The organism is Actinokineospora lacus, assembly GCF_053813445.1.
Genome location: NZ_JBQERA010000017.1, coordinates 1 through 19,925, shown reverse-complemented (window position 1 = coordinate 19,925; position 19,925 = coordinate 1). Strand labels below are relative to the sequence as shown.

General features: G+C 73.8%; 16 protein-coding genes. 10 read left to right on the top strand and 6 right to left on the bottom strand.

From position 1 onward, the window contains the following. Positions 1-61: 61 nt before the first annotated feature. The 9 genes from ACTG9Q_RS30635 to ACTG9Q_RS30595 all read left to right on the top strand — a co-directional run bounded on the left by ACTG9Q_RS30635 (position 62) and on the right by ACTG9Q_RS30595 (position 12,530). Positions 62-2,329, top strand: coding sequence for an ATP-binding cassette domain-containing protein (locus ACTG9Q_RS30635; RefSeq protein WP_455576429.1), 2,268 nt, complete (start codon positions 62-64; stop codon positions 2,327-2,329). Positions 2,330-2,409: 80 nt separating this feature from the next. Then, positions 2,410-3,708: a hypothetical protein gene (locus tag ACTG9Q_RS30630; RefSeq protein WP_455576428.1), complete on the top strand. Its 1,299-nt coding sequence runs from the start codon at positions 2,410-2,412 to the stop codon at positions 3,706-3,708. Continuing rightward, complete coding sequence (locus ACTG9Q_RS30625; protein WP_455576427.1) at positions 3,705-4,703, top strand: transporter substrate-binding domain-containing protein; 999 nt, start codon at positions 3,705-3,707, stop codon at positions 4,701-4,703. Before ACTG9Q_RS30630 ends, ACTG9Q_RS30625 begins: the two co-directional genes overlap by 4 nt. 12 nt (positions 4,704-4,715) lie before the next feature. Then, a complete protein-coding gene (locus tag ACTG9Q_RS30620) occupies positions 4,716-5,963 on the top strand; it encodes a caspase, EACC1-associated type (RefSeq protein WP_455576426.1) in 1,248 nt (415 codons plus the stop codon). Further along, the gene (locus tag ACTG9Q_RS30615; RefSeq protein ID WP_455576425.1) at positions 5,960-8,188 is read left to right on the top strand and encodes a tetratricopeptide repeat protein; all 2,229 of its coding nucleotides are present in this window, start codon (positions 5,960-5,962) and stop codon (positions 8,186-8,188) included. The genes ACTG9Q_RS30620 and ACTG9Q_RS30615 overlap by 4 nt, the downstream gene beginning before the upstream one ends. Positions 8,189-8,262: 74 nt before the next feature. Next, a complete protein-coding gene (locus ACTG9Q_RS30610; protein ID WP_455576424.1) occupies positions 8,263-9,141 on the top strand; it encodes a PP2C family protein-serine/threonine phosphatase in 879 nt (292 codons plus the stop codon). After that, positions 9,138-10,397 (top strand): VWA domain-containing protein, encoded by a 1,260-nt coding sequence (locus ACTG9Q_RS30605; RefSeq protein WP_455576423.1) that lies wholly within the window; start codon positions 9,138-9,140, stop codon positions 10,395-10,397. The genes ACTG9Q_RS30610 and ACTG9Q_RS30605 overlap by 4 nt, the downstream gene beginning before the upstream one ends. Continuing rightward, positions 10,394-10,966 carry an FHA domain-containing protein gene (locus ACTG9Q_RS30600; protein WP_455576422.1) on the top strand — a complete coding sequence of 191 codons (573 nt, stop codon included), beginning with the start codon at positions 10,394-10,396 and terminating at the stop codon, positions 10,964-10,966. The genes ACTG9Q_RS30605 and ACTG9Q_RS30600 overlap by 4 nt, the downstream gene beginning before the upstream one ends. A gap of 460 nt (positions 10,967-11,426) precedes the next feature. After that, positions 11,427-12,530, top strand: coding sequence for a S1 family peptidase (locus tag ACTG9Q_RS30595; RefSeq protein ID WP_455576421.1), 1,104 nt, complete (start codon positions 11,427-11,429; stop codon positions 12,528-12,530). Between the two features lie 233 nt (positions 12,531-12,763). On the opposite strand, the gene ACTG9Q_RS30590 is transcribed toward ACTG9Q_RS30595, so the two are convergent. Together ACTG9Q_RS30590 and ACTG9Q_RS30585 are read right to left on the bottom strand one after the other, a co-directional pair. Next, positions 12,764-13,483 (bottom strand): SRPBCC domain-containing protein, encoded by a 720-nt coding sequence (locus ACTG9Q_RS30590; protein ID WP_455576420.1) that lies wholly within the window; start codon positions 13,481-13,483, stop codon positions 12,764-12,766. 96 nt (positions 13,484-13,579) lie between these two features. Continuing rightward, entirely contained in the window at positions 13,580-15,448 is a 1,869-nt protein-coding gene (locus ACTG9Q_RS30585) for an ABC transporter ATP-binding protein (RefSeq protein ID WP_455576515.1), read from the bottom strand. A 91-nt stretch (positions 15,449-15,539) separates the two neighbouring features. Between ACTG9Q_RS30585 and ACTG9Q_RS30580 the strand changes: the two genes are divergently transcribed. Continuing rightward, on the top strand, positions 15,540-16,289 hold the full coding sequence (locus ACTG9Q_RS30580; RefSeq protein ID WP_455576419.1) for an EI24 domain-containing protein: 750 nt from the start codon (positions 15,540-15,542) through the stop codon (positions 16,287-16,289). Positions 16,290-16,433: 144 nt separating this feature from the next. On the opposite strand, the gene ACTG9Q_RS30575 is transcribed toward ACTG9Q_RS30580, so the two are convergent. From ACTG9Q_RS30575 to ACTG9Q_RS30560, 4 genes are all read right to left on the bottom strand, one after another. After that, entirely contained in the window at positions 16,434-17,252 is an 819-nt protein-coding gene (locus ACTG9Q_RS30575) for an SAM-dependent methyltransferase (RefSeq protein WP_455576418.1), read from the bottom strand. A 160-nt stretch (positions 17,253-17,412) separates the two neighbouring features. Continuing rightward, positions 17,413-18,330, bottom strand: coding sequence for a carbohydrate kinase family protein (locus tag ACTG9Q_RS30570; RefSeq protein WP_455576417.1), 918 nt, complete (start codon positions 18,328-18,330; stop codon positions 17,413-17,415). A 41-nt stretch (positions 18,331-18,371) separates the two neighbouring features. Next, complete coding sequence (locus tag ACTG9Q_RS30565; protein ID WP_455576416.1) at positions 18,372-18,767, bottom strand: nuclear transport factor 2 family protein; 396 nt, start codon at positions 18,765-18,767, stop codon at positions 18,372-18,374. A 17-nt stretch (positions 18,768-18,784) separates the two neighbouring features. Next, the gene (locus tag ACTG9Q_RS30560; protein ID WP_455576415.1) at positions 18,785-19,675 is read right to left on the bottom strand and encodes an XRE family transcriptional regulator; all 891 of its coding nucleotides are present in this window, start codon (positions 19,673-19,675) and stop codon (positions 18,785-18,787) included. Positions 19,676-19,925: the final 250 nt, after the last annotated feature.

The following is a 19,925-nucleotide window of genomic DNA, read 5'->3' as shown; positions in this document are numbered from 1 at the left end:
ACTCCATAAAGTAGCGTGGCCGGACATCTCTTTACAGCATAAACCATGGGGGAAGACCAGCATGCCCACTGTCCACACCGCCGACAGCCACGACGTGATCGAGGTGCGCGGCGCCCGGGAGAACAACCTGGTCGGCGTCGACCTCGACATCCCCAAGCGCAGGCTGACTGTGTTCACCGGGGTGTCCGGCTCCGGCAAGTCCTCGCTGGTCTTCGGCACCATCGCCGCGGAGTCCCAGCGGCTGATCAACGAGACCTACACCGCCTTCATCCAGTCCTTCATGCCCAACGTGGGCAGGCCGGACGTGGACTCGCTGCGCAACCTCAGCGCCGCCATCGTCGTCGACCAGGAGCGGATGGGGGCCAACGCCCGCTCCACCGTCGGCACGGCCACCGACGCGCACACCATGCTCAGGATCGTCTTCAGCAGGCTCGGCACGCCGCACGTGGGCACCTCCGGGGCGTTCAGCTTCAACCTGGCCGAGGGCATGTGCCTGGCCTGCGAGGGCCTGGGCCGGGTCTCCGACATCGACATCGACGAGCTGGTCGACCGGGACAAGTCGCTGAACGAAGGCGCGATCACCGTGCCCAACTTCGGCGTCGACACCTGGTACTGGCGGACGATGGCCGAGTCCGGCTTCGTCGACCCGGACACCAAGCTGCGCGACTACACCCCGCAGCAGTGGGAGGACTTCCTCCACAAGCCCTCCACCAAGGTCAAGGTGGGCACCACCAACCTGACCTACGAGGGCCTCGTGGTGAAGGTCCAGCGCCTCTACCTGGTCAAGGACCGCGCCTCGATGCAGGGCCACATCCGCGCCTTCGTCGACCGCGCCGCGACCTTCACCACCTGCCGGGAGTGCGAGGGCGCCCGGCTCAACCCCGCCGCGCTCTCGTCGCGGATCAACGGGCTCAACATCGCCGAGTGCTCGGCCATGCAGATCAGCGACCTCGCCGCGTTCGTCCGCGACCTCGACGAGCCGTCGGTGGCGCCGCTGCTGGCGGGCCTGCGCGGCACGCTGGACTCCCTGGTCGGGATCGGGCTCGGGTACCTGAGCCTGGACCGGGAGTCGGGCACCCTCTCCGGCGGCGAGGCGCAGCGGGTCAAGATGGTGCGCCACCTGGGATCGAGCCTCACCGACGCCACCTACGTCTTCGACGAGCCCACCGTCGGCCTGCACCCGCACGACATCCAGCGGATGAACGAGCTGCTGCTCCTGTTGCGGGACAAGGGCAACACCGTCCTCGTCGTCGAGCACAAGCCCGAGGTCATCGCGATCGCCGACCACGTGGTCGACCTCGGCCCCGGCGCGGGCGCCAACGGCGGCCGGATCTGCTACACCGGCGACCTGGCGGGCCTGCGGGCCTCGGGCACCCTCACCGGCCGCCACCTCGACCACCGCGCCCGGCTGCGCGAGCAGGTCCGCGCCCCGAAGGGGCAGCTGCCGATCACCGGGGCCACCCTGCACAACCTGCGCGGTGTCGACGTGGACATCCCACTCGGCGTGCTGAGCGTGGTGACCGGCGTGGCGGGGTCGGGCAAGAGCTCGCTCATCCACGGCTCGCTGGCCAGGCGCCCGGGTGTCGTGGTGGTCGACCAGTCGGCGATCCGCGGGTCGCGGCGCTCCAACCCGGCGACCTACTCCGGGCTGCTCGACCCGATCCGCGCCGCGTTCGCCAAGGCCAACGGGGTGAAGGCGGCGCTGTTCAGCGCCAACTCCGAGGGCGCCTGCCCCACCTGCAAGGGCATCGGGCTCGTCTACACCGACCTGGCGATGATGGCCGGGGTCGCCTCGGTGTGCGAGCGCTGCGACGGCAAGCGGTTCACTCACGAGGTGCTGACGCACAAGCTGCGCGGCAAGGACATCAGCGAGGTCCTGGCGATGTCGGTGGCGCAGGCGCAGGAGTTCTTCCCCTCCGGCGGCGCGCGGGCGATCCTGGACCGGATGGTCGAGGTCGGCCTGTCGTACCTGGGCCTCGGCCAGCCGCTGACGACGCTGTCCGGCGGTGAGCGCCAGCGGCTCAAGCTCGCCATCCGGATGGCGGACAAGGGCGCGACCTACATCCTTGACGAGCCGACCACCGGCCTGCACCTGGCCGACGTCGACCAGTTGCTGGGGCTGCTCGACCGGCTGGTCGACGACGGCAACACCGTCATCGTCATCGAGCACCACCAGGCCGTCATGGCGCACGCCGACTGGATAATCGACCTCGGCCCCGGCGCGGGCCACGACGGCGGGCGGATCGTGTTCACCGGCACCCCGGAGGAGCTGGTGGCCAAGGCGGACACCCTGACGGCCAAGCACCTGCGGGAGTACGTCGGCCGCTGAGCGTTTCTGTTCGGCGTTTCCTGTTCGGCGGAAGCGCCCCACCTCCACCGTCCCGTTGGGTACTGTGATCATCTCTCAACGTGACGGTGGAGGTGCCCTTGGCGTTCCCGGCATGGGTCGCCGCCGCTCGGGCCACCGCGGGGCGCACCGAGGGCAGGCTGTCCCTGATGCTCGCCGCCGTCCTCACCGCCTTGATCGCGGCCGGGACCGTCGGCACCGTGGCGTTGGCCGACCGGTGGGCGGCGGCGAACGCGGAGACGGCGCGGCTGGGCACGGCCGTCAGCGCCGCGGGCGAGGCCAGGCGCGCGCTGTCGGAGGCCGACGCGCTGTCCTTCACCGCGGTGCTGGTGAACGCGGAAACGAGCCCGGAATCACGCGCGCTCTTCCGCAACGACATCGCCTCCGTGGCGCGCCAGCTCTCCGCCGCGTGGGGCGGGGACGTCGCCAGCAGGCTGCCGGTGTACTCCGGGCTGGTCGAGACCGGCTGGGTGTACGCCCGGCAGGGCCAGCCGCTCGGCGCCGCGTACCTGCGCCAGGCGGCGCACCTGTTGCACAAGGACGTGCTGCCCGTCGTCGAGCGAGCGGTGGCCGCCGACACCGCGGCGCTGCGCGAGGCCCAGCGCGACGCCGGTTCCGTGCCCTGGACCGCGCTGGCCGTCGGTGTCCTCGCGCTGGCGGTGCTCGCCAGGGTGCAGGTGTCGCTGGCGCGGCGGACGCACCGGCGGGCCAACCCCGGCCTGTTCGCCGCCACTCTGCTCGTGCTGCTCGCGCTCGGCTGGGTGTTCACGGCGACCCTGGCCGCGGCGGGCGCCGCCGAGCGGGCCGTGCGCGACGGGCTCGACCCGGCCACGCTGGCCGCCGAGGCCCGCGTGCACGGGTTGGCCGCGGACTCCCACGAGGCGCAGGTGCTGATCTTCCGGGACAACACCAGCCCGGAACGGGCCGAGTTCAGCCGCTCGCTCAAGGTGGTCGACGACCGCATCAACCAGTTGCTCGACGGGGAATCGGGGATCACCGACCCCGCCACCCGCGAGGCCCTCTCCGACGCCCGGCTGCTGGCGGCGCTCTGGCGCGGGGTCCCGACGAACAGCGTGGAGTCCGCCCGGCCGCGGATCGAGGACCTGGGCAAGCCGGTGCGCGACGAGCGCGCCAGCGACTCGTACACCCGCGCGCTGGCCTTCGTCACCGACGACACCGCGAGCACCTTCGACGGCCACATCGCCAGCGCGACCACCCACGCCACCGACCGTTTCAACGAGGCGGCCGCCGACGCGCGCGGGGCGCTGGGCTGGGCGCTGCCGGGCTTCCTGACGCTGCTGGCCACCGCCATCGCCGCCGCGGCGGCCGGGATGTGGCCCCGACTGGTGGAGTACCGATGAGGGCGGCGGTTCTGTTGTGCGCGTTGACCCTGCTGTCCGGCTGCGCCGCGGGCGCGCCCCCGCTGGGGGCGGGCCAGGCGGGAGCGCCGCTGGACATCGCGCCCTCCGGGGTGGCCACGGAGACCTCGGTGCCCGCGATGGCGGACCGCGACTGCGAGGGCGGGCGGTTCTCGTCGCTGCGCCCGCCCGCGGCCGTGCCGGACCCGGCGTCGGTGCCGAGGGTGGCCAAGATCCGGGCGGCGGGCAGGCTGCGGGTGGGGCTGAGTCAGAGCTCGCTGCTGCTGAGCCACCTCGACCCGCGCACCGGGCGGCTGTCCGGGTTCGAGGTCGAGATCGCCACCCGGATCGGGGCCGAGGTGTTCGGGCCGGATTTCGCCGCCGAGCGCGACATGGAGTTCAGCACCGTGGACACCGCCCAACGGCTCACCGCGCTGAAGGACCAGCAGATCGACATGGTGATCGCCACCCTCACCATGACCTGCGAGCGGCGCCTCGACCACGACATCGACTTCTCCACCGAGTACCTGCGCCCCCGCCAGGGCGTCCTGGTCCGCTCCGGCGGGCCGTCGATCGCCTCGGCCGACGACCTAAAGGGCGCGGAGGTGTGCGCGGGTCGGGGCACCACGTCGCTGGTCAGGGTCGCCCAGCTGGGGGCGGTGGCGGTCTCGGCCCGGGACACCTCCGACTGCATGCTGCTGCTGCAGCAGGGCGAGGTCGACGCGGTGTCCACCGACGACGTGGTGCTCGCCGGGTTCCAGGTGCAGGACCCCACGACGCGACTCCTCGACTTCCGGCTGGGGGAGGGTGACAGCGGCGCTGAGCCCTACGGCGTCGCCATGGACGAGTCCGACACCGGCCTGATCCGGTTCGTCAACGCCGTGCTCGCCGAGATGCGCGCCGACGGCACCTGGAAGGCGTACTACGACAAGCACTTGGCGGCCACGCTCCGCTCGCCGACGCCGCCTACGCCGCCGACGCCGGTGTACCGGGACTGAGGGGAGCCAGGGATGACGCCGCGCCTGCCCGACCCGGCCCGCTCGCGGGCCGTCCTGATCGGCGTCGGCCGCTACGCCGACCCGGCGCTGGCGGACCTGCCCGCCGTCGAGAACAACCTGACCGACCTGCACGCCGTGCTCACCTCCCCGCACGGCACCGGGCTGCCCAGCGCGCACTGCGCGCTCGTGCGGGACCCGGACGACCAGGCCGAGGTGGGCGCGGCGGTGTCGCAGGCGGCGGCCGAGGCCGAGGACACGCTGCTGGTCTACTACGCGGGCCACGGGCTGCTCGCCACCGACGCGGAGCTGTGGCTGGCCACCGCGCGCAGCAGGCGCACCATCGTCGCGTTCAGCTCGCTGAGCTGCGCCGAGCTGCGCAAGGCGGTGGGCGACAGCCCGGCCCGGCGGCGGGTGCTCGTGCTGGACTGCTGCTTCGCGGGCCGGGCCACCGCGCGGTCCATGGCGGGCGAGGGGTTCGCCGACCAGGTGGACGTGCGCGGGGCGTACACCCTGGCCGCGACCGCGCCCACCGCGCTCGCGCTGGCCCCGCCCGGCGCGCGCACGACGCTGTTCACCGGGGCGCTGCTGGACCTGTTGCGCAACGGCATTCCCGGTGAGGCCGAACTGCTCACCGTGGACAGTCTCTACCGGAGCCTGCGGGGAGAGCTGCGCCGCCGGGGCGGCCCCGAGCCCATCAAGCGCGACGACGGCGCGGGCGCCGGTGACCTCGCCCTGGCCCGCAACGCCGCCGACCGGGTGGCCGCGCTGCGCGCCGCGCTCGACGCCGCCGACCGCGAGCTGGCCGAGCTGACCCGCGCGGAGAGCACGCTCACGGTCCTGCTGCGCCGGGTCCAGCGGATGATCACCGGGCCGCAGCCGCCGCCCCCGGCCGCGCTCGCCGACCCGCTGCGGGCCCGGCACGGGGAACTGCTCGCCGCGGTGGACGCGGGCGCGTGGCCGTCGGCCGAGGCCGGTCTGGCCGGGCTCGACGCCGCGGTGGGCGCGGCCAGGGCGGCCGCCGAGGCCGAGCGGGCCCGCGCCGCGCGCCTGCTCGACGCGCGCGCCGAGCTGCGCGGCAGGCTCGACGCGTTCCACGCGATGGCGGTCCGGCTGCGGATCGCCGAGGACGCCGCGCTCGCCGGTCTGCACGGGGCGGCCTCCTCGCGGCTGCGGGAGGACCCCTGTGACCTCGGCGCGGCCGAGGAGGCCGTCTCGGCCTACCTGGGCGCGGTCGTGGCGCGCCGGGAGGCCGCCGGATGAGCGCCTGCGAGCGGGTCGGGTGCCCCGGGTCGTACCTGGCCGACGGCACCTGCGACGAGTGCGGGTTCAAGGCGCCCAGGGCGAGGGCGGCGCGGACACCCCACGCGGGACAGCCCGACTCCGGGCAGACTCGGTCAGGGCCACCCCATTCCGGCGCGCCGTCGTCAGGGCCGCTCCAGGAAGGGCCGCTCCAGCAGGGGGCACTCCAGTCAGGGCCGCTGCGGTCGGGGTCGCTCCCGTCGGCGCCGCGGCGGTCGCGGCCCAGCGGGGTCGGCGGCGGGCTGCTCGACCTGGCGCCGGTCGCGGTGCGCAGCCCCGAGGCCGCGGTGCTCTCCGAGCCGAGGGTGCCCGAGGCGCGGCGGGTGTGCAAAGGGCCGTGCGGAGAGCTCGTCGGGCAGCCGTCCGGGGGCGAGCCGGGGCTGACCCGGGGGTTCTGCCCGCGCGACGGGACGCCGTTCTCCTTCGAGCCCGAGCTGGCCCGCGGTGACCGGGTGGACCGCTACGAGGTGCTGGGCTGCCTGGCCTACGGCGGCCTGGGCTGGATCTACCTCGCCCGCGACCTGCACCTCGGCGACGAGGTCGCCGACCACTGGGTCGTCCTCAAAGGACTGATCGATCCCCGGGACCCGGACGCGCTGGCCTCGGCGGTCAACGAGCGCCGCTTCCTCGTGCGCGTCGACCACCCCAACATCGTGCGCATCCTCGACCTGGCCCGCCGCGTCGACCCGCACACCGGGCAGCAGGCCGACTACATCGTCATGGAGTACCTCGGCGGGCGCACCCTGCAGGACCTGTTCGCCCGCCACCGCGACGAGCGCGGCGAGCGCGCGCCGCTGCCGCTGCCCGCCGCGCTGGCCTACGGCGCCGAGGTCCTCGACGCGCTGGGCTACCTGCACGGCGAGGGCCTGGTGTTCTGCGACCTCAAGCCGGACAACGTGATGCACGTCGGCGACCAGGTCAAGCTGATCGACCTGGGGGCGGTGCTGCCGCTGGGCGGCTCCGGCGCGCTGTTCGGCGCCCCCGGCTACCTCGCCCCGGAACTGGACCACCTGCCGCCGTCGCCCGCCTCCGACGTCTACAGCGTCGGGCGGATGCTGGCGATGCTGAGCGCGCCGTTCCCCAAGTTCTCCACCGAGTACCGCCACCGCCTGCCCGACCCGGTCGACGGCGACCTGTACTCGGTGCACGAGAGCTTCCACCGGCTCGTGCTGCGCGCCACCGACCCCGACCCGGCCCGGCGCTTCGCCAGCGCGCAGGAGATGCGCGAGCAGGTGCGCGGGGTGCTGGTCGAGGTGATGGGGGAGGGCAGGCGCGCGCCGATCCTGTCCACCGTGTTCGGTCCCGAGCGCGGGTCGCTGGACCGCGCGCTCCCCGTGCCGCTGGTCGACCCGGCGGACCCGGCGGCGGGCTGGCTGGCCACCCTCGGCGCGGTCGACCCCGACGACCTCGCCGCCACGCTGGCCGCGGCCCCCGTGCTCAGCCCCGAGGTGCTGCTGCGCTCCGTCGACGCGCGGGTCGCCGCGGGCGACCTGGCCGGGGCCGCCGCCGACCTCGACGAGTTCGCCGCGACGGCGGCCGACGACTGGCGCGTGGCGTGGTTCCGCGGCGTGCTCGCGCTGGCGACCGGGACGGACGCGCGGGAGGCGTTCACCGAGGTCCACCACCGCCTTCCCGGCGAGCGGGCGCCCAAACTGGCCCTGGCCATCGCCGCGGAGCGGGCCGAGGACACCGCCCGCGCCGAGGACCTGTACCGCAGGGTCGCCGCCGCCGACGCCACCTCGGACAACGCCGCCTTCGGCATCGCCAGGGTCCGCCTGGCGCGAGGCGAGTGCGCCGAAGCCGTCGCCTGGCTCGACACCGTCCCCGAGACCTCGGCCCGGTACGCCACCGCCCGCGCCACCGCCATCGAGGCCCTGGCCGAGGCGGGCACCGAGGCGGCGCTGCGCGACGCCGAGGCCCGCACCCGCCGCCTGGCCCGCACCCATCCCAACGACGCCCGCGACACCCGGCTGCGCGGCGCCGTCCTCGCCGCCGCGCTGCGCTGGCTCGCCGACGGCGGCGTCCCCAGCCGCGAACCCCTGTTGGAAGAACCGTTGGCGGAGACCCCGGTGCGCCGCGCGCTGGAGCGCGTCTACCGCGACCTCGCCGCCCGCACCCCGGACCGGGCCGCCAGGACGGCGTTGCTGGACAAGGCGAACGAGGTGCGCCCGTGGACCTGGGTGTGAGGGCGCGCGCTCGGCGCGGGACAGGACAGGTGGTCGTGGTGAGAGCGGCGGTTCCAGACGGGAGGAGGTGCGGTGTGGCGGTCGAGGCGGGCACGTGTGCCGGGTGCGGGCGGGGGACCCTGGCGGGCTGGCGGTTCTGCGAGGGCTGCGGCCTGGACCTGACCGCGGCCGTCGGGCCACCGCGCATCCGGGTGTCCGGGCGGCGCGACCGGCACCGGGAGGTGGACCTCGGCGTCGTCGCCGGGGGCACCGACGTGGGGCGCGTGCGCAGGCACAACGAGGACGCGGTCGCCATCGGGACGGTGGGCCGGGCCGCGGTCGCGGTCGTGTGCGACGGGGTCTCCTCGGTGCCCGACTCCGACGTGGCCGCGGTCGTCGCCGCGGCGACGGGCGCCCGGGTCGCGCTGGAGCGCATCGAGGTGGGGGAGGTGGTCTCGGCCGCGGGGATGGCAGCGCTGCGGGCCGCCGCCCACGCGGCGGCCGCGGAGGGCGACCCGGCCGACCCGGAGCCGCCGAGCTGCACCTACGCCGCCGTCGTCGTCAGCGGCGGGCAGATCGCGGTCAGCTGGGTCGGTGACAGCCGGGCGTACTGGATCGACGGCGCGGGCGTGCGGGCGCTCACCGTGGACGACTCGCCCGCGGGCAGGCTGGTCGCCGACGGCGCGCCCCCCGACGACCCCCGGCTGTCCGACCCGTTGGCGCACGGCCTGGAGAACTGGCTGGGCGCCGACGCCCCGCCGCTCCCGGCCCGCGCGCACCTGGTCGAGCCGCGCCGTCCCGGGCTCGTCCTCGTCTGCAGCGACGGGCTGTCCTGCTACCTCGACACCGGCGCCGTCGCCTTCCCCGGTCCGCGCGCCAACCCGGCCGAGGCCACCACCACCCTGCTCAGGGCCGCTGTCGCCGCGGGTGGGCGGGACAACGTCAGCGTCGCGGTGCTGGCGGTGGGCCGGTGACCGAGTTCGACATCGCCGTCGACCAGAACGCCTACCTGCCGCTCGGCGGCCGGACCATGTACGCCGCGGTGTCGGTCACCCTGCGCGGCGCCCCCCGGCAGGCCAGGCCCGCGAGCGCGGCGCAGGTGCTGATGCTGGACTGCTCCGGCTCGATGTGGGGCGCCAAGCTGGCCCAGGCCAAGGCCGCCGCCATCGCCGCGGTCGACACCCTGCGCGACGGGACGGCGTTCGCCATCGTCGCGGGCACCGAGAGCGCGTGGCAGGTCTACCCGGAGCACGGCATGGCCGCCGCGTCCGGGCGGAGCAGGGCCGAGGCGCGCAAAGCCGTGCGCGCGATGAGCGCCGACGGCGGCACCGCCATCGGCGCCTGGCTGCGGCTGGCAGGCAGGCTGCTGGAGAACCGCACCGAGGAGATCAAGCACGGCCTGCTGCTCACCGACGGCCGCAACGAGCACCAGACCCCCGAGCAGCTCGCGGCCGCCATCGCCGCCTGCGCGGGCCACTTCGTGTGCGACTGCCGCGGCGTCGGCGACGGCTGGGAGGCCACGCCCCTGCTGGCCGTCGCCGACGCGCTCAGCGGATCGGCCATGGCGCTGACCGACCCCGCCGGGCTCGCCGAGGAGTTCCGGGCCATCACCGCCGAGCTGATGGGCAAGTCCCTCGGCCAGGTCGTGCTGCGCCTCTGGACCCCGGCCCGCGCCACCGTGCGGTTCGTCAAGCAGGTGTTCCCGAGGCTGGTCGACCTGACCGGGAGCGCCGTCGAGGTCAGCGCCCGCGTCCGCGAGTACCCCACCGGGCACTGGGGCGAGGAGTCGCGCGACTTCCACGTCTGCGTCGAGGTCCCCGCGGGCGAGGTGGACGAGGAGATGGCCGCCGCCCGGGTGTCGATGGCCGTCGACGGGCTCGAGTCCGCCCAGCGCACGGTCTGGGCGCACTGGGTCGACGACCCGGCGCTGTCCACCCGCATCGACGCCAAGGTCGCGCACCTGATGGGGCAGCAGGAGCTGGCCGAGGCCATCGACGCCGGGCTCGCCGCGCGCCAGGCGGGGATGACCGAGGAGGCGGGGAAGCTGCTGGGCCGGGCCAGGGAGCTGGCCGAGCGCACCGGGCACGAGACGCTGGCCGTGCTCGGCCGCATCGTCGAGGTCGACCAGGACAGCGGCACCGTGCGGGTGCGCCCGGACATGGCCGCCATCGACGCCGAGGTCGCCGCCCTGACCAGCCGCCGCACCCGGCGCGTGCGGGGACAGCCGTGACCTGCCCGGACGGCCACCCCACGACCGAGACCACCCACTGCGGTGAGTGCGGCAAGGCGCTGGTGCCCGCGCGCGCCTGGACCTGTCCCCGCGGGCACGGTGAGCGCTCGGCCCGCTTCTGCGAGGTCTGCGGCTACGACTCGCACCACCCCGCCGAGGAGCAGGCCCAGCCCGCGGGCGGCTGGCAGCTGACCGCCTCGGCCGACCGCGACTACTTCGCCGTCGTGCGGGGCCTCGGCGGCCCTGACCTCGCCGAGCTGGAGTTCCCCCAGTTCTGGGCGGAGCGCCGCTTCGCCCTGCGCGGCGAGGACATGCTCGTGGGCCGCCGCGACCTCGACAACGGCTTCGACCCGGAGATCGACCTGGGCGCCGACCGCGCGGTCGGGCGCGCGCACGCCAAGCTGCTGGCCACCCCGCAGGGCTGGTCGGTCGTCGACCTGCGCTCGGTCAACGGCACCTACGTCAACGACACCAGCGCCCCCATCCGCCCGGAGACCCCGGTCCCGCTGCGCGACGGCGACCGCGTCTACCTCGGCGCGTGGACCAGGCTGACGCTTCGCGCCCGCTGAGCCATTCACCGCCCCACTGAGCCATTCACCGCCCCACTGAGCCATTCACCGCCCCGGTGATCGTTGTCGATCCGTGTGTCGATATTGTGTCGCCGCGGGCACGGGCCCGTCGTAATAACCGCCTTACGCCCGGAGCGGGTGGGCCCGTGTTCGCTTCCATGCGTATTGGCATTGGGGCGGTTTCACAGTTAACAGAGGTGGTCGGTGGCCTTCTGTAGCGGCGTTGAGCTGCACGAATGGCCTAATGGGCCAATTCACAGTACCTCGCTGTGATCCGGGAAGAAGTCACCCTTGCACCCGGAGTGGCGGCCGACGATATTCGAGGGGCGGTTGATTCATCACAAGCCCGGTGAGGCGGGTCGGTGAATCGGTTGGGAATTCGGCGGCGAGGGTCGCCGAAATCCCGGTCGCGGGTCCCCCGCGATTGTGTCCCCCTGCACCCCACCTGTTGGAGATTGATGTGAAACGGAGTCTTGTCGCCGCGGCCGTCCTTGCCGCCGGCGCCACGGTGCTCGCCGCGCCCGGAGCCGCCATCGCCGAGGACGCTGTCGCCCCCGAGCTGCTCGCCGCCATGCAGCGCGACCTCGGCCTGAGCGCCGACGCCGCGATGGACCGGCTGGCCGCCGAGGCCGACGCCACCCGCTCGGAGAGCAGGCTGGCCGCTGCCCTGCCGACCAGCTTCGGTGGCGCCTGGTTCGACGCCGAGCGCAACGTCCTGGTCGTCGGGGTCACCGACGCCGCCCGCGTGGGCGTCGTTCGCGCGGACGGCGCCGAGGCCCGGGTGGTCAAGCACAGCGCCCGCACCCTGGACGCCGCGGTCACGCGCCTGGACGCCGCCAAGGCGCCCGCGGGCGTCACCGGCTGGTACGTCGACGTCAAGCGCAACGCCGTCGTCGTCACCGCCGCCCCCGGCACGGCGGCCGCCGCCAAGGCGTTCGTCGCCAAGGCGGGCGCCGCGAGCACCGCGACGGTCGTGGAGTCCACCGAGGCCCCGCGCACCCTGTACGACGTGCGCGGCGGCGACGCCTACTACCCGGGCGGCAGCCGTTGCTCGATCGGCTTCTCGGTCTCGGGCGGCTTCGTCACCGCGGGCCACTGCGGGAGCACGGGTACCGCCACCAGCGGCTCCAACCGGGTCGCGCAGGGCACCGTTCGCGGGTCGTCCTTCCCCACCAACGACTACGGCTGGGTCCAGGTCAACTCCTCGTGGGTCCCGCGCGGCGTCGTGAACCGCTACAACGGCGGCACCGTCGCCGTGCGCGGCTCCTCGGAGGCCCCGATCGGCGCGTCGGTGTGCCGTTCCGGTTCCACCACCGGCTGGCGCTGCGGCACCATCCAGGCCAAGAACCAGACCGTGCGCTACTCCCAGGGCGCGGTCTACGGCATGACCCGCACCAACGCGTGCGCCGAGCCGGGCGACTCCGGCGGCTCCTGGATCTCCGGTGACCAGGCCCAGGGCGTGACCTCCGGCGGATCGGGCAACTGCTCCTCCGGCGGCACGACCTACTTCCAGCCGGTCAACGAGATCCTGGGCGCCTACGGCCTGCGACTCGTCACCAGCTAGCGAGGGCGTAAGTGACAGTGAGGGGCGCCGCACCGGTCCACGCGGCGCCCCTCACTGCTTTCCCGTTTCGTCGTGGACCGGTGCCTTCTCCGAGCGGTCCGTCCCGCGCCACGGCCGCCAGTGACGGAACCACCGCCACGCGGGGCTGATCACCGCGTGGCGGTGGTTTCCGTCAGCTGTGCCGTCGTGGCCGGGATCGGCGCGTGCCGCGTGCCTGCGGCGGGCGGCATCGCCTAGGCGTAGAGCGCGTCGAGCCACTTCTGCCACGCGGCGCTGGCCGCGTCGGCGTCGGCGCCCTCGGCGAACAGGTGGTGGCCGAGGCCGACCGGCCAGCCCCAGACGTCGCGGCCGTAGAAGCGGTACATCGCGTCAGCGGTGCGGAAGCCGAGGAAGCAGTCGGTGCGGTAGTCGATGACGCCCTCGACCAGGCCGACGCCGGGGATCTCGACCCGGACGGCGTCGCCGACGGAGACCGGGGCGCTCAGGCCGAGAGCGGTGAGCAGCGTGGTGAAGGAGCCCGGGGCGGCGGAGGCATCGGGGCCGTCCGCGGTGGCGTAGGTGGCCGTGCGGCCGGGGAAGTGGGCCAGGTACTCGCCGAGGGTGTGGTAGTAGATGTCGGTGTGCGCCACGCACGACGCCTGCTCGGTCGCCCAGTCGTCCTCGTGCACACCCTGGTGGACGAAGGTCAGGTGCGTGCCGCCCTCGGCCCGCTTGAGGGTGTGGCTCAGGGTGTTGAACCAGCCGCCCGCCCGCTCGACGTGGGTCGTCAGCTGCCTGCAGGGCTCCCAAGCGGTGACGATGCCGCCCGCCAGGCCCATCTCGGCGCCGCCGATGTGCGGCTCGTAGGTGATCGGCCACATCCAGGCCGCGGCGTTCTCGGTGATGGCCGTCCAGGTCTCCTCGGGAGTGCCCGGCAGCAGTCCGGTGAAGCGGACCTCGAACTTCTCGCCCATGATCATTCCCTCCGGTGCGGTGGCCGGTCGTTCCGGCCGTCACCAACCCGACGGGCGGCGGCGGCCGGAATCGACAGGACCGGAGAAAAAACTTTTTCAGACCGCGGCGACGGGCTGCTCGGCGAACTGCGTGCGGTACAGCTCGGCGTAGCGGCCACCGCGTTCGAGCAGGTCGTCGTGGGTGCCGCGCTCCACGACCCGGCCCGCCTCGACCACCAGGATCTGGTCGGCGGCGCGGACGGTGGACAGGCGGTGGGCGATGACCAGCGCCGTGCGCCCGGCCAGCGCCTCGTTCAGCGCGGCCTGCACCGCGGCCTCGGAGGTGTTGTCCAGGTGCGCGGTCGCCTCGTCCAGGATCACCACGCGGGGACGGGCCAGCAGCAGCCGGGCGATGGTCAGCCGCTGGCGCTCCCCGCCGGAGAGGCGGTAGCCGCGCTCGCCGACCACCGTCCCCAGGCCGTCGGGCAGGGACTCGACCAGGTCGGCCAGCCGGGCCCTGCGCAGGGCGTCCCACAGGTCCTCGTCGGTGGCCTCCGGGCGGACGAAGCGCAGGTTCGCGCCGACGGTGTCGTGGAACAGGTGCCCGTCCTGGGTCACCATGCCGACGGTGGCGCGCAGCGAGTCCGCCCGCAGCTCGCGCACGTCCGTCCCGGCCAGGCGCACCGTGCCCGCGTCGACGTCGTAGAGGCGCGGGGCCAGCGACGCGATGGTCGACTTGCCCGCCCCTGAGGACCCCACCAGGGCCACGACCTGGCCGGGCTCGACGGTGAAGGACACCTCGTGCAGCACCTCCTCGCCGCCGCGGGTGTCGAGCACCGCGACCTCCTCCAGGGAAGCCAGCGACACCTTGTCCGCGGCCGGGTAGGCGAAGCGCACCTTGTCGAACTCGACCGACACCGGGCCATCGGGCACCGCCTTGGCGTCGGGCGCGTCGGTGATCAGCGGCTTGAGGTCGAGCACCTCGAACACCCGCTCGAAGCTGACCAGCGCGCTCATGATGTCCACCCGGGCGTTGGCCAGCGCGGTCAGCGGCGAGTACAGCCGGGTCAGCAGCAGGGCCAGGGAGACCACCGCGCCCGCGTCGAGCGAGCCCGCCAGGGCCAGCACGCCGCCCAGGCCGTACACCAGGGCCAGCGCCAGCGCCGACACCAGCGTCAGCGCGGTGACGAACACCCACTGCAGCAGCGCGCTGCGCACCCCGATGTCGCGGACCCGCCGGGCCCGCACCGCGAACTCGCGGGACTCCTCGTCCGGGCGGCCGAACAGCTTGACCAGGGTGGCGCCCGGCGCGGAGAACCGCTCGGTCATCTGGGAGTTCATGAGCGCGTCGTGGTCGGCGGCCTCCCGGCGCAGCGACGCCAGCCTGCTGCCCATGCGCCGCGCGGGCAGCACGAACACCGGCAGCAGCACCAGCGACAGCAGGGTGACCTGCCAGGAGATGCCGAGCATGACGATCAGCGTCAGCACCAGGGTGACCAGGTTGCCCACGACGCCCGCCAGCGTGTCGCCGAAGGCGCGGTGCGCGCCGATGACGTCGTTGTTGAGCCTGCTGACCAGCGCGCCCGTGCGGGTCCTGGTGAAGAAGGCGACCGGCATCTTCTGCACGTGGTCGAACACCCGGGTGCGCAGGTCGAGGATCATGCCCTCGCCGATGGTCGACGACAGCCACCGGTTCACCAGCCCCAGCCCCGCCTCGGCGACGGCGACCCCGGCGATGACCAGCGCCAGCGTGACGATGACGCCGGAGTCCTTCCCGCCGACGATCGCCTCGACGACGCGCCCGGCGAGCACCGGCGTGGCCACGGCGAGCGCGGCCAGCAGGGTGCTCAGTCCGAGGAACACCCCGAGTCTGCGGCGTAATGGCCGGGCGAAGGTGAGCACCCGTTTCAGGGTCTGCCGCGTGGGCACCGGCCCCGACCGCGCGCGCATCGTGTTGTAGAGCGACGACCACGCCGCCATCTGCATGTCCACCCTGGACCTCCGTCATCTGCTGTGGTGGGTACGAACGGTAGAAGCTCAAGTAATGTCGAGGTCAAGCTGCCGCTACACTGCGCGCGTGATCAACGCGGTGCGTGAGTTCGGGGTCGGATTCGGGATGTTGGCCAAGGGGTTCAGGCTGGTCCTGTCGTCGGGGTCGTTGCTGGTCAAGGGGGCGATCCCGGCCCTGCTGAGCAGCCTGGCGCTGTTCGGCGGACTGCTGGCGCTGGCCGTCAACATCGACGGCCTCGTCACCTGGCTGACCCCGTTCGCCGACGGATGGTCGCAGACCTGGCAGACAATCCTGCGCGTCGGTGTGGGCATCTCGGTCTTCCTGGTCGCCGTGGCGATCTCCGTGCTGGTCTTCGCCGCGCTGACCCTGATCATCGGCGGCCCGTTCTACGAGAGCATCGCCGAGGAGGTCGAGGACACCGTGCTCGGCGGCGTCCCGTCGGCGCGGGAGATCGGCTGGGGCCGCTCGGCCTGGATCGGGCTGCGCGACGCGGTCCTGCTCATCGGGCGAGTGCTCCTCTGGGGAATCCTGCTGTTCGCGCTGGGCTTCGTGCCCGTGCTCGGCCAGACCGTCGTGCCGGTCCTCGCGGTGTTCGTCGGCGCGTGGCTGCTGGCCATGGAGCTGACCGCGATCCCGTTCGTCCGCCGCGGCCAGGGCCTCAAGCAGCGGCGCCAGGCCCTGCGCCGCCACCGGGCCCGCACGCTGGGCTTCGCCGTCCCGGTCTACCTGCTGTGCCTCGTCCCGCTGGCCGCGCTGATCGTGTTCCCGGCGGCGATGGCGGGCGGCACGCTGCTCGCGCACCGCGCCCTGAACTGAGCACTGAACTGAGCACTGGACTGGTCAGGGCCGGACTGAGCAGCGCTGAACTGGTCAGGACGGGCTGATCAGGACTGAAACTCATCAGGACTGAACTCATCAGGACTGAACTCATCAGGACTGAACTCATCAGGACTGGGCTGGTCAGGGCTTGCGCCCCACGCCGCCGAGGACGAGGTGGTTCATCCCCGACAGCGGCCGCAGCCGGGGGCCGTCCGGCCACCACTCGTGCAGCAGGGCCAGACCGGGGTCCACCATCTCCAACCCGTCGAAGTAGCCGCTGATCGCGGTCCTGCTCCGGTGCACAGCGGCCAGCGGCGTGTTCGTGAACGCGGCGTCGAGCCTGCGGGCCAGGGCGCTGTGCTCGCCGTGGCCGGGGTCCCAGTTGTGGGTCAGCATCAGGAAGGAGCCCGCGGGCAGCACGTCCAGCCAGGCGCGGACGACTTTCCCGGCGTCCCCGTCGTCGAGGATGTGGTGGACCACCGAGCACATCATCAGCCCGATCGGCCGGTCGAGCTCCAGGTGGCGGGCCAGTTCCGGGGCGGCGAGCGCCGCGCCCGGCTCGGTCAGGTCGCACGAGGCCATGTGGGTGCGCTCGTTCTCCTCGAGCAGCGCCCGGCCGTACGCCTGGACCACAGGGTCGTTGTCGACGTAGACCACCCGGGCCGCGGAGTTGTGGCGCTGGACGATCTGGTGGGTGTTGTCCGCCGTGGGCAGGCCGGAGCCGAGGTCGACGAACTGGTCGACCTCGTGCACGGTGACCAGCATCCGCAGGCAGCGCAGCACCCAGGCGCGGTGGTCGCGGGCCACTTGGCGGGCGCCGGGGTCCAGGCTCAGCAGCCGGTCGACCAGCGCGCGGTCCGCCGCGTAGTTGTCCCGGCCGCCGAGCAGGGCGTCGACCAGCCTGGCCTGGTTGGGCCGGTCGAAGTCGAGGACGCCGCCGTGCGCGGTCCGGTCGTGCATACGCGCTCCCCCGGGGCGTGAAAAAGTTCCTGGATACGCAGCGTACCCAGTGTACGACCCTCAGTCAGTCCACGAACGGAGATCTCGCCCGCCTGGGGCACGCCAATCGCCCGAACGCCACTGTCCCGCCGCCGCCGCACCCACGCAGGGTCGTCGTCGGTCAGCCGGGGAGCAGCCCCCAGACCGAGTCGAGGTCGTCAGGTCGGGGCGGGTCGGCGCCCGGTCGGGCGCAGGTGCGGGCGGCCACCGCGTTGGCGAAGTCCAGGGCGGCGGTGAGCGCGGCGGCGTCCAGGGTGAGGCGGGACGGGGAGCCGAGCAGGCCGGAAAGCCACCGCAGCAGGCCGGAGGTGAAGGCGTCACCCGCGCCGACGGTGTCGACGACGGTGACCGCGGGGCCGGGGCGGTGGACGTCGGCGGCCCCCGAGATCCCGTGCGCGCCCTCGGCACCCAGGGTGACGACGACGAGCTTGGGGCCGAGGCCTGCCCAGCGCCGGGCGACCCCCACCGGGTCCGCGCCCGGGTAGAGCCACTGCAGGTCCTCCTCGCTGACCTTCACCACGTCGGCCAGCCCCACCTGGCGCTCGACCCGGGCCAGCGCCGGGCCGTGCTCGCCCGCCAGGGAGGGCCGCACGTTCGGGTCAAGGGAGACGGTGGCGCCCGCCGCCCGCGCGCGGACCATGGCGTCCTCGACGACGGCGGCGCCGGGCTCCAGCAGGGTGGCCAGCGACCCGGTGTGCAGGTGGGAGTCCACCGGCAGCGCGCTCAGGTCGGTGACGTCCCATTCGAGGCGGAAGTCGTAGGTGGCCACGCCCGCGGCGTCGGTCGCGGCGAAGGCGACGCTGGTCTGGGTGCTCAGCGCGGGCAGCGCGAGCACCTCGACACCGTCGGCGGCGAGGTGCTCGCGCACCATGCGGCCGAACAGGTCCTCGCCCACGCGGGTGCCCAGGCGCGCCGGGGCGCCCAGCCGGGCGAGGCCGAGGGCGACGTTGGCCGGGCTGCCGCCGGGGTGCGCGGTGAACGCGCGCCCATCCGGCCCGGCGATCAGGTCGGCCAGTGCCTCGCCAACGACGGTGATCACCTGCGGTTCTCCTCTGCTCGGGGTGGGGGAAGCCTGCCACATCACCCGCGTTCGGAGCGCTCCCACCCGGCGCCGTGGCCCGGCTGGACCATGGTCTGGAAGGCCCAGCCGTCGGGGGTCCGCACGAGGATGTCGGCGTAGCGCAGGGCCACGGTCTGCCCCTCGAAGACGGCCTCGGCGTCGGTGAAGACGACGGCGAGGTTGTCGCCCAGCGGGTGCGGGGTGCGGGTGGAGCGCATCGTGGCGCCCTCGCCGATCACCTCGGTCATCACGGCGACGAACTCGGCGCGGTCCCAGGACTTCGCGGCCGCGGTGCCGCCGGGGATGTCGGTGACCACGTTGAGCGGGAACACGGCCAGGTCGGCCAGTCCCTCGATGTCGGCGCGGGCGGCGCGGGCGTCGTACTCGGCGAACCAGGCCAGGATCTCGTCAGTCATGTCGTACAGTGTACGGGTCACCAGGACCAGCGGAGCCCGTACCGCCCCGCGGGCAGGTCGAGCCCGAGGGCGTGGGCGGTGAACTCCGAGTCCAGGTCCACCGCGCGCACCCGCTCCTCGCCGTCGACCTCGGAGAACTGCACGCAGTGGTGCGGCAGCGCCGCCGGGTCGAAGCGCACCTCCACCAGGTACTCCCGCACCGGGAGCCTGCTCATCCGCTGGTGGCTGACCGCGATCGGCCGCGGCGGCTCGGTGTGCAGCGCGTGCTCGACCACGATCGTCTCCCGCCGGGCCAGCGGGCGGTCGAACACCAGCTCCGCGGCGGTGAGCCCGGCCTCGTGGTCGACGTCGACCTGACCGATCGAGCAGTTGCGCACCGCCACCACCTCCGGCGAGGGCGTGTCCGGCCCGTCGCCCCAGCAGACGACCACCAGCCGGTCCACCCCGTCCTGCTCGGCGCGCAGCACCTGCCGCGTGTGCTGCACCCGCTTGTCCCGGTCCGGCCCGATCTCCACCTGGTCGTGCGCGCTGAGCCTGCTCAGCTGCTGGTCCCGGCTGAGGTCGTGGCGCTCCAGCACGCCGCGCACCTGGTCAGGCCGGTGCCACGGCGCCGCCCCGGTCACCGGCTCGACCTCCCGCCGCGCCGTCCACCCCCGCGGCCTGCGCTCGGGCAGCAGCTTGCGCAGCCCGCCCGCGGGCAACCCCAGCAGGTCCTCCAGCTCGGCCAACGCCGCCAGCGAGCCCGCCCGCTCCGGCCTGCTGCGCCCGGAACTCCAGTAGCTCAGCGCGGCCAGGCTGACCGGCGTTCCCCGTTCTCGCAGGTCGGCGACCAGCCGCTCCATCGTCACCCCGGCCGCGGCAATGGCCGAGCGCAACCCCGTGGCAAAGGCAGACGGCTGGTCGGTCACCCGCAGACGGTAGGCCAACGGGCCCGGTGATCGAAAGCGACCTGCGGCCGGCGGTAGCCCAGCCGCGACGAAACGAGGCCCCGCCGTCCTGGTGGGGCCTCGTCCGCGTCCGGTCAGTCCTCTGGTGATTTCTGGTTGCTCAGGCCTTCGGTGATCAGGCTCATGACGGTGTTGTCGGCGAGGGTGGTGGTGTCGCCGATTTCGCGGTTTTCGGCGATGTCGCGGAGGAGTCGGCGCATGATTTTGCCGC